The organism is Nocardia sp. NBC_01009 (assembly GCF_045208035.1).
Lineage (GTDB): Bacteria > Actinomycetota > Actinomycetes > Mycobacteriales > Mycobacteriaceae > Nocardia.
In genome coordinates, this window is record NZ_CP108695.1 from 4,673,598 (window position 1) to 4,688,120 (window position 14,523).

Here is a 14,523-nt window from a genome sequence, read left to right on the forward strand (position 1 = left end):
GTTCTGTTGGTAGAATAAATATTGTGCAGAAGCGGCGCAGCTATGAACAGAACTGCCCTATCGCGAAGAGTCTCGACCTGCTGGGCGAACGGTGGACCCTACTGATCTTCCGCGAGTTGCTGGGCGGAGCTCGGCGCTACAGCGACTTGCGGGCCGAGCTTCCGGGAATCGCAAGCAACTTGCTTGCCGCCAGACTGCGGGAGCTCGAGGAAGCGGGGCTCATCGAGCGTAATGAACTGCCGCCGCCGGCGGCCCGGACTGTGTATTCGATGAGCAAAGCGGGCTGGCGCCAAGTCTTGCCCATACTGCAGTCGTTCGCCCGGTTCGGATTGTCGATGGTGACCCCGCCGGACGATGGCGACGACTCGACACCGCTCAACGGTTTCCTGGCCGGTATTTTGCTCGCCTTCGATCCGTCACGCGCGCGTTCAACTCACGCCGACTATCAGGCGATGATCAGCGGACGCACCTTCGAATTCTCCGTTCGGGACGGAGCTTTGGGTCCCGGCGAGGGCGAACCGTCGGTCAGATTGACCGCGCGCGCAGCCGATCTGGTGCGTTTCCGGTTGGCCGATGACGCGCAGTTGCGGCAACAAGCGGCGTCGCAAATCCAGATCGTTGGTGACACCAGAGCCGTGAACAGGTTCCGCAGCATGTTCACGCTCACGGCTTCGTAGGGCGCTAGGGAAGATGGCGCCCGGGCGACGACTTGGACCGCTCGCAGCCGCCCGTCGGCGAGGGCACGAGTTAGATTTGCGGCTCAGCCAGCGGGCCGTGTTGCAGTATTCTGCGGTCAAGTCGACGGCGGTGACGTTGCATCGATAGTGGTCGGCGATGAAGCGGGCGGTACCGCCGATTCCGCTGCCGGCGTCGAGCACCTCGTGCTTCGGCCGTGATCTCTATCAGGTCCGCCAATTGGCTTGTGGCGTACCGGCCCATCGTATGGAAATCCTCGAGGAGCCCGAGGTCTGCCGGCTGAAGGTGATCGAGGTCCTTTCCCGCGGCGAAGAAGGCCTGTTCTATGCCATGCCGGGTGACGCCAGGCGAGTATTGGGTGGAAATCTGGATGAGTGGTATGTCCGCTTCCTTCATATCGGCAGCTCGCGCCGTGTCGCGGTCAGTGTCGTAGTTCTGCCGGTACCGGAACGCTGAGCAGGCGCAGCAGATCGGCGATCTTCCCGTCGAGGAATCGGCCGACCGCGTGGATGTTGTCGTCGTCGAAACTGTCGAAGCGTGTGGACGGTTGGTCGACGCTGATAAATGTCCTGCCGTCGTTGTCGGTGTAGATAGCGGTGCGGATCGGAGCGTAGAGCATGACGCCGGGGTCGTGCCGGTACATGGTCTCGGCGGTGAGGTTGTTGCCGACCATGTAGGTGACCAGCCGAGCTGTATTTCCGCGCAGTTGCATCATCTCGGTCGGGTCGAAGGTCCAGAAGTTGGCAAACGAGTTGGGTGTGCGCGCAGCGGTGTACTTTTTCACCTCTTCCAAATCGCCGGTTCGGATCACTTCGGCGAGCTTGTCGAAGTCGATGTCGGGTACCAGTTCCTCGAAACGCCGACGAAGTTCGTCGAAGGCGACGTCGACTTCTATGACGATCCGATTGACCTCGTGGTGAACGCGTCGGATCCGGGTGTCTCGGTCTACGGAAGAGGTGGTCATGCGTGTTGTCCTTACGGTGAGAGGGTGGGTTGTTCAGTTGCCTGTTACGCCAAGGCCGGAACCGCCTCAGCGGGGGATGTGGCGCGCAGTTTCGCGAGTGAGATCAGGTGCGACGCGAAAAGCGCCGGCACTCCAACGGTCGGAATGAGTACCAGCGGCAGCACGCTCATCTGTTGGGTCGACGGTGTCAGATGCAGCAGTTGGGTGGGACCGGGTCCGGCGAGAAATGTGACAGCGAACGCATAGACGAAGTCGATCAAACCGAAGATGTTGAACCACAATGCGTGACGGACACCGGTGCCTCGACCGAGCCCCCGGGCCACCCGAGACGCGGCCAAGCCGACCGCGATATCGCCGAAGGCAGCAGGCAGTGCGAGGGCGGGCGGCAGTTCGCCCATGGCCATTGCGATCAAGAAGGTGACACCCATAACCCGCGTTCTGTGCAGGCGGATCAACTGCGCCTGCGCCGCTGGATGCGACAGTGCCCGAGCAACTACCGGTACGCGGGAAAGGACGAGTAGAACGGCGAATGGGACGAGGAATCCCACTCCCAGCCACGGTTTCACCGCGTCGCTGTCCAGGAGATAGACGTGCTTGGCCGCCAGTTCCCCGGTGGTGACGGCCCACGCTGCGCAGATCAGCCCGAAGACGATCGATATTCGCAGCGCGGTGCGGCGGCCGAGGCCTGCGGCGAGTGCCGACGAGTGAAGGGCCGAGGCGGTGGCGAGTAGCACCGCGAAGATGCCGACTGTCACGAGAACCCAGATAAGGGGCGGTGCTGTGGACATGACGTGCTCCATTTCGGTGCGTCGGATGGCGGATCGAGCGCGCCCGAGTGGGTCGCGCTTGGGCAGCTCCGCGCACTCAACGCCGTTTCAATTAGGTAAACTAGTAAACCACTAGCTTTATTTATTTGTCAAACAGACGCGAGCAAGATGAACGCGCTCGATGTCCCGAAGGGGCAGATCTACAACGACTTCCTGGAGTCCAACGACAATCTGGCCGCGGGCAACAAGGCGCTGCTGGATGCGCTGGTAGCACAGGGGCTGGTCACCGATCGCTCGTTGTGGGAGCCCATTGTCGGCGTGCAGCGCGACTTCCTGGACGCGGCGTTCGATGAGGTGCGGCAGTCCTACGGCTCGTTCGAGAGCTTCCTCAGCGACGGGCTCGGTGTCGATGCGGCAACTGTCGCGGCGCTGCAAGCCAAGCTGTTGGGTTAGTCGCGCTGGGAAGCCGTTCGGCAGGGACATTGGAGTCTCGGTCGTCGGACGGCGGGAGATGCCGGTGTCGGGCCACCTGGTCCGGCACCGGCATCTCCTGTTTCTACCGGTCCGCGGTGAATCGTTGTGCGGTCTCGCCACGCAGGCTCCCCGCGGGCAGCGTCCGTCCGCACAGCACGAGCAACAGATTTTGCGCCGAGCCCGCCAGGACCGAACCGGCGCCGTAGCTGAAATCCATATCGTCGGCACGCAATTCGATGCCGTCCAGGTCGACTCCGAAGAAGGGTGACGCTCCTAGGACAGAGCCCGACGAACCGGACATGGCGCGGAATTTCTCGACGTCTCTCTCGCTCGGGGGCCTATGCGACCTTCAATGCGGCGTATACGGCGATGAGCAGGCCGGCGACGATCGCCGCACCGGCGAGCAGGCCGACCATCGATACGGCGAGCCAGCCGAGACCGAGGAGGGCGGCCGCCAGGACCCATGTCAGGGTTGGCGCGAAACGAGACATCAGGCCGAAGGATTGCGTCGGGGTGACGAGCTCGATTTCACCGGGGATCTGCCCGGTTCGGACGAAGCCCGCGACTCCGGAAAGCCGGGCCGCTACCAGGGCCGCACCGTGGCCGCCCTTGATGTAGCGCACCTGGCGGGCGCCGGGTGGCACGGCATCGAATCCGGTGAACCCGCCGACACCGACGTCGCGCATGCCCAAGCCGCGCAGGGCGCTGCACAGCCAGCCGACCGGCTTGTCTTGGCTCGCACACACATTGACGAAAGACCGGACCTGGCCGCGGTCGGCGCAGCGGACCCAGTCGAAGTCGCGCGGCAGTACGCTGCCCGCGAGTAGGACGTGCTGGAATCGAAGTGCGGGTATCTGTTTCAGCGATTGGCCGAACAGGTAGGTGCCGTTGCTGTGGCCGACGAAATGGAACGGCTTGCCGGGGTGGCGCGCCAAATAGAAGCTGTATTGGTCGGCGAACCAGCGCAAGTTGCGGCGGCGGGTGAGCGGGAGGGCGAAGTCGTATGCCGACACGCGCCCGTATGACGGTGTCACCACCATCATGTCGTTATCGCCCGTGGCGAGCTGGGTCTCCAGATCGGCGGGCCATTCACCGTTGCCGGACCGGATGCCGTGCAGCGCGAACACGATCGACGTCTTTGCCGCCTCGTCGGCGGGCACCGAACTCGGCGAGGTCGGCTCGACGGACTCGGTGATGGCCCAGCGCAGCATGTCGTAGCGCTGCCCGGGATAGTCCTCGCGGACGTTGTCGGTGGCAATGATGTCGGCATGAGTGGCCAGCGGCAATGCCCGCTGCACGCCGGTCGGGAGCGCCTCGAGATCGCGGCTGTCCTCGGAGCGGACGGCGGCGTCGTTGCGCCCGCGCACCTGCACCACCATCGGCGCTTTGCCGGCGAGTGCGGCGACTTCGCGGATCCATTGGATGCGCAGGTTGGTGATGAACGGCGAGCCGGTGATCAGTTCGATCGCCGTGAACATACGCAGCAGCGGTGCGAACAGTTTCAGCGGCCACCGCCGCCACCACGGCTGCCGATTGATATCGAGACCGCGATTCGGCGCCGCGAGCAGCACAATGCGCGTGACCGCCTGTGCCCACCGCAGGCTGGAACCGTCGAGCCCGCACAGCGCCTGCAGATAGGCGTAGCGCAGCATGACGCCGCCCATGCTGTGCCCGATGAGAACTATTTCCGGCGCACGGCGTGGTCCCGTCCAATACGCATCGATGCGATCGGCCAGATCTCGGCAGCGACCGGCCATACTGCCGCGCGTGAATCGTCGTACGGGGTCCGGGAACTGCCAGTAGATCGTCTCGTCCAGGCCGTATCCCGGCTCGGATTGCAGCCGAGCGAAAAGGTCGTTTACCGAACCGGGCTTTTCGGTGAGTCCTGGTACATAGACGATCAGTCGACTGGCGTGGCCTGCGGTGGATGTCATGTCGAACCCACATTCTCGCAACTGTCCAGGTCTGTCATTATGCGCAATTCGGCGCCGCTTGCCGGGTTATCGGCCGTATCGGAACAATTGTTTCGCAAGCTGTCGTCGCGCGAATGGCTCACCGGCGGTATAGGGCTTCTCGGGCTCGCTGATATTCCGCACGGATAAGGGCCCCGGCCGCGCCGCCGTCGTCGGGTGCGGCAATCTCGGCGATAGTGCGCGCCGGCCAGCGTGGGACCTGCGCCGTGCCGCTGAGCGCCCAGGCCGCTTGACGGGCGGCGCCGAGTGCGACGTACTCGGTGGGTTCGGGAACCGTGATCGCGACGCCGAAGATCTGGGCGGCGATGTCGGCGACGAGGGCGGAGCGAGCGGCCCCGCCGATGAGCAGGACGCGCCGGACCGGGACACCGGAGGCGCGGAGGTGGTCGAGCGCTTCGGCCATATTGCAGAGCATTCCCTCGAAGGCCGCGCGGGCGATCGTGCTCGGTCGCATGGAATGCGGTCGGAGTCCATGCAGGCTGCCTGCGGCGTGTGGGAGGTTCGGTGTGCGTTCGCCGGACAGATAGGGCAGGAGTACAACGCCGTCGGCTCCCTGCGGCGCCTGCCGCGCAAGTCTCTCCAGTTCGGTGCGGTCGACACCGAGCATTTCGGCGGCGGACCGGAGGACCACGGCGGCGTTGAGCGTGCACACCAGCGGGAGGAAAGCTCCCGTGGCGTCGGCGAATCCGGCGATCGCGCCGGTGGCATCGGCACTGGGACGGCTCGAGCGGGTGTAGACGGTGCCGCTGGTGCCGAGGGAGACGACGATGTCACCTTCCTCGATACCCAATCCGAGTGCCGCGCCCGCATTGTCGCCGGTGCCCGCCGCGATCAGCGCACCGGCGGGCGTGCGCCCGACGGCTTCGGCGGGCCCTGCGACGCGCGGAAGTTCCGGTGTCCGGCCTCGGAAGGCGAGGTCGAGAAGGTCGTTGCGATAGCGCTGTGCCGCAGGCGACCAGTAGCCGGTGCCGGAGGCGTCTCCTCGATCGGTGGTCGGCTCGTTCCCGGGCGCGGTCGGCGCGCCGCGTAGCCGCCAGGTCAGATAGTCGTGCGGAAGCATGATCCGGTGCGTCCGGTCGGCCAGATCCGGCTCGTGATCGGCCATCCAGCGCAGCTTCGCGACGGTGAACGCGGCGAGCGGCACACTGCCGACGGCGTCGGCCCATGCCTGCGGTCCGCCGAGTTCGGCGACCAGGTCCTCGGCCGCGGTCGCGGAGCGGATGTCGTTCCACAGCAGCGCATCCCGTATCGGCAGACCATCGGAATCCAGCGCGACGAGACCGTGTTGTTGACCGGCGACGGCAATGGCGTCGACGTCATCGATGAGGCCGTCTCCGGCCGCGCACAATGCCTGCCACCAGGATTCGGCAGCCACTTCCGTGCCCGCCGGGTGCGGTGCGTGCGCTTGCGCAAGTATCTCGCCGGTGTCTGCGTCGCAGACAACAACCTTGCATGATTGGGTGGAGCTGTCCACCCCCGCGACCTTGGCCATTCGGAATACTCTGCACCCGATCTGCCGTCGCTCGGTGGATTTCGGGCATCCGGTGTCCGCGGGTCCGGTCGGGCTGCCGATATCGGGCATGAGGCAGACTGTCGCGAGTGAGCGACGACCCGGACCCACACGCCGACGTGCACGTCCGCACCGGCGACGGGACCACGGTGCCGCAGCTGACGGGCCCACTGTTCGACGACCTGCTCAGCGCCCCGCCCGATCCGGAATGTCCCTTCATCGTCGTCAGCCGCGGCGAGAACGACTACATTCAGACGCGGCTGCTGCCCGACGGCGTCTACGAGCTCGAACACCGCGCGGGCGGGCCGGACGAGCTCTGCCACTTGTACACCCCCGACGCCGCCCTGGTTCGCGATGTCATGTGGGCCTGGATCGACGGCAACCCCTGGTGGCGCGATGGCGTCGCGTGGTTCCCTGTCGACCCCGCGATCGCGGAACTCGAGACCACCCGGCGTGAGCTCGAGGGTCTGCTCGATGGTTTCGGTGTCCTCGACGACATCCAATCCAGCATGGATCAGGCGCTCGCGCGAGCAGACGAGCTGCTGGCGATGGACATTCCCGATCTGTCGATCGACGACGTCGAATAGCAACCGGGCCGGAGCCGCCGCTCGAGTACACCGACCCTCGGGTCGAGATATTCACTGCTTAGATGCTTCGAGGGCTCTGGTACCACAGGGCAGTGCTGGCAATACGCGCGTTCGTGAGCGGGAGATAGGTTTTGTCGTCGCGCCAGCCGAGTGCCTGCAGCGTGACGCGCAGGTCGCGGTGGAAGCAGATCGGGTCGCGCACGTGCCAGCGGTACATGCCGAACTGCTGGTCTGGTTGGTAGATCTCGTCCCGAGGGAGGACTTGGTGCAGACCGAGGTAGGGCGTGGAGTAGGTGCGGTAGCCGCCGTCGAGATCGAAATTCCAGGCGCCGCCGAAGTAGTCCTCGGTGCCGGTGCCGCAGAGGGTCGGGTGGGTGGTGTCTCCGTCGAGGTAGAACTTGAGTTCGCCTTCGCCCCACCAGCCGGGCGCGCCGGGTTGGATGGCGAGGTAGGTACCGACGTAACGGCCGGGGCCCGGCACGGTGTCGAGGATCGGGTGGACGGCCGGGTCGCCGAGCGGATTACTGTGTCGCCATTGGGCATTCAGATAGCCCGCGGAGTCCGGGACGTCCTCCTCGGTGTAGGTGGCCTGGTAGTACAAGGGCACCGCGTGATCGCTGCCGTTGTGCAGCGTGATGCGGGCGCTCTCGCGAAAGGGCATGGGCCAGAAGCTGTTCAGTCCGCCCGCCGGCGCGACGACCACCATCTCCGAACTCACCAGTGCCAGCTCGTCCCAGCCATTGCAGAAGAAGTCGCCCAGCGGCAGTTCGATCGAGGGCTCCGGTGCATTGTCCCAGTACATGCGCAGGATCAATTGGCGAAGCACGGTGCGCTCGGTGGTCAGCCACAGGTGCCGAAACACGCCGGGGCCGGAAACCTCGGCGAGCGTGGCGGTTTCGTCCACCGCGAGCTCGATCGAAGGTGATATCTTCCAGCCGGGGCCGAGTAGCCGGGCCGCGGCGGCTCCGGTGCCCTCGACCGCGCGAGCGCCCGCTCCGGGTGCTCCGGTCGGATTCTCCGCGCTGATCGAGCGGGTGCGTGCGGCATCGAGCCGCCAGAGCTCGGACCCCGGCGCGGTCACAGACCCGGCCAGCCGTATCGGGCGGGCCCGGCCGCGTGGCCTGCCATTCGCTCGGCGGTGGCAGCGGGACTCGCCGCATTGGCGGCGGCCCGGAACTGATCCATATCCAGCCATCGGATCTGTTGCACCACCTCTTCGAGCACGTTCGCAGTCAGGAAGCCGGCCTGCGAGAACACCAGCAGCCCTTCGCGAAATCCCATCAGCGTGGGGAAGCGGTCGACGTTCGCCAAGGCGGTCAGCGCTTGCTCGGACTCGGTGTCGACCTTGCCGTGCACGATTTCGGGATGCAGGTCGGAAGAGGCCTCGTAGACCGGCGCGAATTGGCGGCATGGCCCGCACCAGCCCGCCCACCAGTCGACAAGCACAATGGGATGGCCTGCGACGGTGCTCTGGAAATTGTGTTGGGTCAGCGTCAGTGTCGGCATGGTGTCCCTCGCACATGCGGTGGTGCTACGAGTGGCGGACGGCACGGTGTTGCTCGTCCGCGAGAAAGTGTGCGATGTCGACGGTGGATTCATACATCTCGCGGTAGCGCCGATAGTAGGACGTGTAGGTCGCGTGGCGGTCCGGATCGGGTTCGACCACGCCGATCACGGGATTCCACGCGGAGGTATCGATGCCCGAGGCCTCCGCCGCGAGCAGCGCATCGCCGAGCGCGGCGCCGACCGTATCGGCCGGGAGTTGTTGTGGCAGACCGGTCACGTCCGCGACGATCTGCGTCCAGAGCCCGCCCTTGGTGCCGCCTCCGACGGCGACCAAACGCCGAGCCTGCCCGCCTGCCTCGACCATCGCCTCCAGGTTGTGCCGTACGCCGTAGGCGATGCCCTCCATGGCCGCCCGGTACAGCTCGGCGCGGCCGTGCCCGAGGGTGAGGCCGGCGATGACGCCCCTGGCGTCCGGATCGAACAACGGCGTGCGTTCACCCGCGAAGTAGGGCAGCAGGAGCAGGCCACGACTGCCCGCGGGCACCTCGGCGGCCGCGGTGACCAGGTCGGCGAAATCACCGCCGAGCAGTCGGCGCAACCAGTCGGTCACCGCGCCCGAGGTCGCCATGCCGGCGGCGAGAGTGTAGGTGCCAGGCCAGGTTCCGCAGGTGCCCCACAAGCCCGAGTGCGGGTGCGGGTCGGTGAGCACCTGCACCAGGAACATGGTGGTGCCGTACATGATCATGGCATCGCCCGGGGCCCGGACACCGACGCTGGCGGCTTCGGCCCAAGCGTCGATGGTGCCGGTGGTGACGGGTAAACCTGTGGGCAGTCCGGTGGCGGCCGCCGCGGTGGTGGACACCCGGCCGACGATCTCGGTGGGCCAGGCGAGTTCGGGCAGCGTCAGGCCCGGTGCGACCACCTCGGCCCAATCGGCCGCCCACTCGCGTTTGCCCAGGTCGTACATCGGAACGCATTGGCTGGCGGATTGGTGATCGAGCACGTATCGGCCGGTAAGCCGATGCACGAGAAAAGAACTCGCCATGAGCAGCATGCTGGTGCGGCTCGCAATGTCGGGTTCGTGCCTGGCCAGCCAGCGCAGCTTCGGGCCGACGGCTTGACTCGTCAGCGGTGCGCCCGCCCGCTCCAGCACCGCCTGCACACCGAATTCAGTGTTCAGTTCCGCGATTTCGGCGGTTGCCCTGGTGTCGACGCCATACAGAATGGCCGGTCGCAGTGGACGTCCGTCGGCATCGGCGGGCAGCAGGCACGGCCCGATCCCGCTGACCGCCAGCGCATCGAGAAGGTGCACGCCGGTCCGGCTGCCCGGGGGACTGTCGCTGCCGAAGACGCGATGGGCGATGTCCATCAGCTCGCGGGTGATGGCGACGAAGTCGGCCCACCACACGGCCTCGGCATCGTGCTCGAACCAACCCGGGCGCGGCGACGAAACATCGTGTGCCCGTTCGGCTCTGGCTATCACGGTGCCATCACGTTGTACCAGCACCCCTTTGGAGCTGGAGGTCCCGATATCGATCCCCAGATACATGCGCTACCGCCTCTCGCGGGGGAGAACCTGCGGGTCCACGGCTGCTCAGCGAGTGAACTCGTCGAGAGTGATATCGAGGAGTGCGCAGGTAGCGCGGACCGTGGCGCGATGATCGCCGGGAATGGCGTGAATGTGGTTGGCGCCGAAGCGGGAAAGGAAGTCCTCGGCCTTTGCGTCCAAGCGGGCGAACGCATGCGGCCATTCCCAGGTGGACTGCTTCATGAGGGCCTCGTTGGTGGTGTCGTCGTAGTTCTCGAACTCGCCGAGCATCAACTGCATTCGATAGTCGCCGTTGTTGCGCGTGAGGCGGGCGAGGGTCATTCGACCGGGCGCGGCGAGGTGGTGCACCGAAGCCCCGCCCGCAGGGAAGAAGAACACCTCGGGGTACAGGTGCACCTTGGCCAGGTTCTCGGCCGGGTCGTCGCTGCGAGCGGCGAACCAGGTGGCGTGCTGACCGGAATTGCACAGATCCCAGATATCGCGGTCGGCGTGGTAGTGCCGCACATCGGCGAAAAGTACCGGACTTGCGGCTATCTGCTTGAGCAATTGCATGGTCAGCGCGCCGTCCATATCGGCCTCGGTGGCACAGACATGTGGCTGTTTGGGGCCGTTCCAATCGTACGGGTCGTTGAGGAATGCCTCGGTGATGTCCATGGTGGCGAAATATTGGGTGAGTTCCGGTTGTCCCTTGATCCCCGAAAAGTCCAGCCGCCATTCGTCGATCAGCTCGCGCACGGCGAGATACGAGCGGATCTGGCGCTCCAGCAGTTCCGGCGTCAGCTTCACTCCGTCGTAGTGCACGCCTGCGGTGTGGCGCTCCAGCCATTCCCGCGCGGCCTTCGCCTCCCCCGCGTCGGCGAGTTCCGCGCGTCGCACGATCTCCCACTGATCGATCTCCTCGACGTCGATGCCGAACAGTCGCTGCCACTGATCGGTATTGGCCACCGCGGTGTTCATCCCCATCGGCCGCCCGCCGAAGCGCCCGAAAGTCGCCCCGCGCAGACTGGCCACCACGGCCGCCGCGGTGGCCTGCACACCGATCGCCTCGATCAGCGTCGGGTCGGTCGGATCACCCCACAGTCGGGTGTGTGCGCGACCGATCTGGTCCAAGGCCCCGCCCGCGGCCAGCATGCCGACCATCCCCGGCTGGACCGGGTCGATATTGGACAACAGCAGCAGCGGGCCCGAGGTGGCGCCCGCAGCCAACATGGTGAAATGCGGGAACGCCCAGACCGCGTAGTGCAGCACCGTCAGGTCCACCCCGGCGGCGCCCACCTCGCGCGCCACCGACCCGGCGAGCGCATTGGTGCTGATCGTTTCGGAACCCCGGATGACCTCGTGCCCCGCTGTGGTGAGCTCGGACACGAGCCGATCCTCGGCCGCCGCGATGAACTCGGCGATGCCCCCGTGCACATAGGGCCGACCGTCGGAAATGCTGATTACCCCGATACGCGCCATTCAGATCGCCTCCATATCCGCAGGCCCGCCCAGATCGGATTATCCATGCTCGAGGCTCGCGGAGTGGGCATCTCGCCACGGTCGTTATCTCGGCACGTTGCTGATCACGCGTGGGCTCGGGAACGTGACCGGCGCGAGGTGCACGCCACCCTGTGCCCACCCGGCGCTGGTGATCCACCAGCGGCCGTCGTCGGCGACGAGTTCGGCGGCGTGGGCCGCGACGTGGCCGACCTTGTCGCCGATACGGAAGCGGAAGGGATTGTCGCTGCGGAACACGTCGGTGCCGACATACTGCGGGCGTGGGCCGATGAACAGATACCACGAGCCACCATGCGACACCACGAACGGAGATTCGGTGTTGCCGGCCTCGGTGCCACTGGTGGGGTCGGTGTAGGCGATGTGGCGCGCACTCCAATGCAGGAGGTCGCCGCTGGTGCGGTAGGCGACCACGTGATGGCCGCCGGCGGGTGCACTCGTCGCGCAGTAGTACATGATCCACTTCTCGCCGACCCGCAGCACCATCGGATCGCGGGCGTCGTAGCCGTCGCGAAAGAGCGGACCACCAGGGTTGCGGGTCCAGTGGAACAGGTCGGTCGAGGTGGCCAGGTTCATCGCGGCCGCCGTGCGATCGGCGCCGCCGGCGGCATAGAACATGAAATACCCGCCGCGCACCGCCACGACATACGGGGCCCACAGATGTGTTTCGCCGTACTTCGGATCGACGGTCAGCGCGGGTCGGTGTTTGGTCCACGGCCCGTGCAGTGCGGGCGCGGTGGCGTGGGCGAACTCGACTTCGTGCCAGGGATCCGCAGGTTCCGGGTGGGTGATGCCGAACAGGTGCCAGCGCCCTGCGCCGTCACGAACCACGGTGTGGTCGTTGATGTACCACGCCTCCGGCTCTCCGACGCCGGGGTCGTACACCCTCGCGAACACGCCCGCCTTCACCACTTCGCGTGTCGCCATAGACATCATGATGCCGTCGAACAGTCTCGGCGCGGCCCGGTCTGGAAATTTGCCGCCCGCGAGTCAGGGATTGGGGAGTGTCTGATCGACGGCTCTGGTGCACTTCCGGTGGCGTATTGGTGTCGGTGACGGCACGATGCGTCGGTACGTGAGGTGAATATTGCTGTCGGGGTGCCGTTTTCGGGCATGTGTCCACTGGTTGTCGAGGGTGCGATGGATGAGGGTGAGCGGAATCCGGTGCTGGCACGAACGCCGAATGTCGCGGCTGGCGGCGCGGTTTGTCCCGCCGAGCCACAGCGGGTTCCACCGGACATAGTCGACTGGTTACGAGAACTGGTCGAGGCATGCGACCTCGTCGGTGTGCAGCGGAGTGTCGTGATCGAATCCGGCCAGCGATATATAGCATTTCCGCATCAGCGTCGTGGTCTCGGCCATCGTGTTGTTCGGATTGATCGACTGCACCAGGACCAGGGCATGCCCGCGGGTAACAGCCGGTCCGACCGCACTGGATGTACCTGGACATACAGGAAGGACGGTTCGACTCCGGGCACCGACATCTTGGGGATCGGCCGGTAAGGGCCGCGTATCGGAGCGTCTCTCGCTTTTGTCGTCAGCGCCGTAGAAGTGCCGTCGGCGCATACTCGTCGAAAGGTTTGCTCGATGACCATCATGTCCTCGACAGCACGGTGTCTCGGGTTGGTCATGTTGCTGCTGGGACTGACCACACCGGCCGCGGCGACACCGACGGCTCCGGAACTGGGGCACGCGGGCCGCTGGCTCACCGACGAACTGGGCCGGGTGGTCACCGTGCACGGCGTGAATATGGTCTACAAGTACCCGCCGTACTTCCCCGCAGCGGGAGGTTTCGGCGAGAACGACGCCCAGTTCCTGGTGGAGAACGGATTCAACGCGGTGCGGCTGGGTTTCGCATGGAACGCGGTCGAGCCGCAGCCCGGCGTTTACGACGACAACTACATCGCGCAGATCAAGCAGACCCAGCAGCTGCTGGCCCGGTACAACATCTACAGCCTTGTCGTTTCCCATCAGGACGCGTTCAACGAATCGGTGGGCGCGAGTTGGAGCGGGTTCCCCGACTGGGCGACGGTCACCGACGGGTTCCCATTGCAGCCCGACCCCGGCTTTCCGTTGGTCTACCTGACGAGTCCCGCACAAAATCAAACGTGGGCGAACTTCTGGCACGACCACGCTGCGCAAGATGGCGTCGGACTGCAGGAACACTATGCGGCCATGTGGGCGCATGTCGCGCAACACTTCGCAAACGAGCCGTACGTGCTGGGCTACGACCTGATCAATGAGCCGTGGCCCGGTTGGGAATACCCGACCTGCATTCCGCAGGGCTGCCCCCAGTTCGAGCGCGGTGCGCTCGCGACGTTCGAAGCAAAAGTGATGAACGCCATCCGCGGAGTCGACCCGAAACACCTGCTGTTCTACGAGCCGTCCATGACCAACGACTTCGGTACGCCGGACTGGATGCCGAATCCCACCGGCGATCCGAACGCGGGGTTGAGCTTTCACGACTACTGCTTCGGCCCGATCGACACCTGCGTGAGCAACGGATTGGCTCGCGCCGACGCCGACGGCGTTGTCGGGCTGGTGACCGAGTTCGGCGCGACCAAGGATTGGGCGAAGCTGACTCGTCTCGCCGATACATTCGACGACAACATGGCTTCTTGGCTGTTTTGGTCCCAACCGCAGGATCAGACACGTGGTCATGCCCAGGAGCCACCGACCGGTCCCAACCTGATGGACCCGGCGATTGTCCGGCCGTATCCACGTGCAATCGCAGGCACCCCGCTGCAGTGGCACTACGACAGCGCGACGGGGACGTTCACCATCAGATTCAGCGCCCGCCGCGCAGATTCCGGTCAACCGTTCCCCCGTGAAGCCCGCACCGAGGTATATCTGCCGCAGAGCAACTACCCCGACGGCTACCAGGTCGAAATTCAGGGCGCCGATGTCGTGTCGGTGCCCGATGCCCGGCTACTTCAACTCACCACCAGCCCTGGACAGGACACCGTGCAAGTGACGGTGACGCGACGGTGACCGGCACCGAGG

At 65.6% G+C, this 14,523-nt stretch carries 16 protein-coding genes; 5 read left to right on the top strand and 11 right to left on the bottom strand.

Annotated features, from left to right (window positions below):
* Positions 1-23: 23 nt before the first annotated feature.
* Positions 24-677 (top strand): winged helix-turn-helix transcriptional regulator, encoded by a 654-nt coding sequence (locus OHA42_RS20905; RefSeq protein ID WP_406229576.1) that lies wholly within the window; start codon positions 24-26, stop codon positions 675-677.
* 157 nt (positions 678-834) lie between these two features.
* A complete protein-coding gene (locus tag OHA42_RS20910) occupies positions 835-1,152 on the top strand; it encodes a hypothetical protein (protein WP_406229577.1) in 318 nt (105 codons plus the stop codon).
* On the opposite strand, the gene OHA42_RS20915 is transcribed toward OHA42_RS20910, so the two are convergent.
* On the bottom strand, positions 1,118-1,660 hold the full coding sequence (locus OHA42_RS20915) for a DUF302 domain-containing protein (protein ID WP_406229578.1): 543 nt from the start codon (positions 1,658-1,660) through the stop codon (positions 1,118-1,120). The genes OHA42_RS20910 and OHA42_RS20915 overlap by 35 nt on opposite strands.
* 44 nt (positions 1,661-1,704) lie before the next feature.
* Positions 1,705-2,448, bottom strand: coding sequence for a hypothetical protein (locus tag OHA42_RS20920; RefSeq protein ID WP_406229579.1), 744 nt, complete (start codon positions 2,446-2,448; stop codon positions 1,705-1,707).
* 147 nt (positions 2,449-2,595) lie between these two features.
* Here OHA42_RS20920 and OHA42_RS20925 point away from each other — a divergent pair, with 147 nt between their 5' ends.
* Complete coding sequence (locus tag OHA42_RS20925) at positions 2,596-2,880, top strand: tyrosine-protein phosphatase (RefSeq protein WP_406229580.1); 285 nt, start codon at positions 2,596-2,598, stop codon at positions 2,878-2,880.
* Between the two features lie 103 nt (positions 2,881-2,983).
* On the opposite strand, the gene OHA42_RS20930 is transcribed toward OHA42_RS20925, so the two are convergent.
* The 3 genes from OHA42_RS20930 to xylB all read right to left on the bottom strand — a co-directional run bounded on the left by OHA42_RS20930 (position 2,984) and on the right by xylB (position 6,366).
* On the bottom strand, positions 2,984-3,202 hold the full coding sequence (locus OHA42_RS20930; protein ID WP_406229581.1) for a hypothetical protein: 219 nt from the start codon (positions 3,200-3,202) through the stop codon (positions 2,984-2,986).
* 37 nt (positions 3,203-3,239) lie between these two features.
* Positions 3,240-4,835, bottom strand: coding sequence for an esterase/lipase family protein (locus OHA42_RS20935; protein WP_406229582.1), 1,596 nt, complete (start codon positions 4,833-4,835; stop codon positions 3,240-3,242).
* 118 nt (positions 4,836-4,953) lie between these two features.
* Entirely contained in the window at positions 4,954-6,366 is a 1,413-nt protein-coding gene (xylB, locus tag OHA42_RS20940; RefSeq protein ID WP_406229583.1) for a xylulokinase, read from the bottom strand.
* A gap of 107 nt (positions 6,367-6,473) precedes the next feature.
* On the opposite strand from xylB, the gene OHA42_RS20945 reads away from it, so the two are divergent.
* On the top strand, positions 6,474-6,971 hold the full coding sequence (locus tag OHA42_RS20945) for a hypothetical protein (RefSeq protein WP_406229584.1): 498 nt from the start codon (positions 6,474-6,476) through the stop codon (positions 6,969-6,971).
* Between the two features lie 58 nt (positions 6,972-7,029).
* On the opposite strand, the gene OHA42_RS20950 is transcribed toward OHA42_RS20945, so the two are convergent.
* The 6 genes from OHA42_RS20950 to OHA42_RS20975 all read right to left on the bottom strand — a co-directional run bounded on the left by OHA42_RS20950 (position 7,030) and on the right by OHA42_RS20975 (position 12,909).
* Positions 7,030-8,052, bottom strand: coding sequence for a glycoside hydrolase family 172 protein (locus OHA42_RS20950; protein WP_406229585.1), 1,023 nt, complete (start codon positions 8,050-8,052; stop codon positions 7,030-7,032).
* Positions 8,049-8,477, bottom strand: a complete 429-nt coding sequence (locus OHA42_RS20955; protein ID WP_406229586.1) for a thioredoxin family protein — start codon at positions 8,475-8,477, stop codon at positions 8,049-8,051. Before OHA42_RS20955 ends, OHA42_RS20950 begins: the two co-directional genes overlap by 4 nt.
* Positions 8,478-8,502: 25 nt before the next feature.
* Positions 8,503-10,026 (bottom strand): FGGY-family carbohydrate kinase, encoded by a 1,524-nt coding sequence (locus OHA42_RS20960; RefSeq protein ID WP_406229587.1) that lies wholly within the window; start codon positions 10,024-10,026, stop codon positions 8,503-8,505.
* Between the two features lie 45 nt (positions 10,027-10,071).
* Positions 10,072-11,484 carry an L-fucose/L-arabinose isomerase family protein gene (locus OHA42_RS20965; protein WP_406229588.1) on the bottom strand — a complete coding sequence of 471 codons (1,413 nt, stop codon included), beginning with the start codon at positions 11,482-11,484 and terminating at the stop codon, positions 10,072-10,074.
* A gap of 84 nt (positions 11,485-11,568) precedes the next feature.
* Positions 11,569-12,447: a glycosyl hydrolase family 32 gene (locus tag OHA42_RS20970; RefSeq protein ID WP_406229589.1), complete on the bottom strand. Its 879-nt coding sequence runs from the start codon at positions 12,445-12,447 to the stop codon at positions 11,569-11,571.
* A 324-nt stretch (positions 12,448-12,771) separates the two neighbouring features.
* Complete coding sequence (locus OHA42_RS20975) at positions 12,772-12,909, bottom strand: hypothetical protein (RefSeq protein ID WP_406229590.1); 138 nt, start codon at positions 12,907-12,909, stop codon at positions 12,772-12,774.
* A gap of 198 nt (positions 12,910-13,107) precedes the next feature.
* Here OHA42_RS20975 and OHA42_RS20980 point away from each other — a divergent pair, with 198 nt between their 5' ends.
* Complete coding sequence (locus OHA42_RS20980; RefSeq protein ID WP_406229591.1) at positions 13,108-14,511, top strand: cellulase family glycosylhydrolase; 1,404 nt, start codon at positions 13,108-13,110, stop codon at positions 14,509-14,511.
* Positions 14,512-14,523: the final 12 nt, after the last annotated feature.

What these genes read in the sequence shown, in the direction of transcription:
- OHA42_RS20910 (WP_406229577.1), top strand. Translation starts at nt 835, where the DNA reads ATGAAGCGGGCGGTACCGCCGATTCCGCTGCCGGCGTCGAGCACCTCG.
- OHA42_RS20915 (WP_406229578.1), bottom strand. Translation starts at nt 1,660, where the DNA reads ATGACCACCTCTTCCGTAGACCGAGACACCCGGATCCGACGCGTTCAC.
- OHA42_RS20920 (WP_406229579.1), bottom strand. Translation starts at nt 2,448, where the DNA reads ATGTCCACAGCACCGCCCCTTATCTGGGTTCTCGTGACAGTCGGCATC.
- OHA42_RS20925 (WP_406229580.1), top strand. Translation starts at nt 2,596, where the DNA reads ATGAACGCGCTCGATGTCCCGAAGGGGCAGATCTACAACGACTTCCTG.
- OHA42_RS20930 (WP_406229581.1), bottom strand. Translation starts at nt 3,202, where the DNA reads ATGTCCGGTTCGTCGGGCTCTGTCCTAGGAGCGTCACCCTTCTTCGGA.
- OHA42_RS20935 (WP_406229582.1), bottom strand. Translation starts at nt 4,835, where the DNA reads ATGACATCCACCGCAGGCCACGCCAGTCGACTGATCGTCTATGTACCA.
- xylB (WP_406229583.1), bottom strand. Translation starts at nt 6,366, where the DNA reads ATGGCCAAGGTCGCGGGGGTGGACAGCTCCACCCAATCATGCAAGGTT.
- OHA42_RS20955 (WP_406229586.1), bottom strand. Translation starts at nt 8,477, where the DNA reads ATGCCGACACTGACGCTGACCCAACACAATTTCCAGAGCACCGTCGCA.
- OHA42_RS20960 (WP_406229587.1), bottom strand. Translation starts at nt 10,026, where the DNA reads ATGTATCTGGGGATCGATATCGGGACCTCCAGCTCCAAAGGGGTGCTG.
- OHA42_RS20965 (WP_406229588.1), bottom strand. Translation starts at nt 11,484, where the DNA reads ATGGCGCGTATCGGGGTAATCAGCATTTCCGACGGTCGGCCCTATGTG.
- OHA42_RS20970 (WP_406229589.1), bottom strand. Translation starts at nt 12,447, where the DNA reads ATGGCGACACGCGAAGTGGTGAAGGCGGGCGTGTTCGCGAGGGTGTAC.
- OHA42_RS20980 (WP_406229591.1), top strand. Translation starts at nt 13,108, where the DNA reads ATGACCATCATGTCCTCGACAGCACGGTGTCTCGGGTTGGTCATGTTG.